General features: G+C 47.2%; 2 protein-coding genes. Both read right to left on the bottom strand.

The window, feature by feature from the left end; translation table 11 throughout:
* Positions 1 to 180, bottom strand: a 180-nt coding sequence (locus AC23P2_RS31315; RefSeq protein ID WP_487776823.1) for a transposase zinc-binding domain-containing protein, incomplete at its 3' end; no start/stop codon positions are given.
* The coding region (locus tag AC23P2_RS31310) for a tyrosine-type recombinase/integrase (RefSeq protein ID WP_487776822.1) at positions 159 to 341 on the bottom strand (183 nt) is incomplete at its 5' end. The genes AC23P2_RS31315 and AC23P2_RS31310, both read right to left, overlap by 22 nt.

Here is a 341-nt window from a genome sequence, read left to right as displayed (position 1 = left end):
ATTGTAACTGATAATGATATTGCCACAGGTGTCACAAGCGTCCACATGACCGCCCATCACCGATGTCCGACAATGATATATCGCTCGCAGGGTACGCAGTTGCCAGCCGTTTAACCCCAATTCTTCAATGCCTGCACCCAAACAACCCAGCACATGAGCTACTTCCCAACGTGGCTGCACTCTGAAAATAGCGTATCAAGGGGACTGAAAACGGGTTTGGTCTGCAACTGAGCCACATGAAGGTATAACATTGTCGTCTCAATATTTTCATGACCCAGAAAATTCTTCACACTGATTATATCCATGCCATCTTCCAACAAATGCGTCGCGCAGGTATGACG

The sequence above is a fragment of the Runella sp. R0.1_18 genome, from assembly GCF_057652155.1.
Note: the sequence above shows the minus strand (reverse complement) of the source record. Positions and strands in the feature narration are given on the sequence as shown.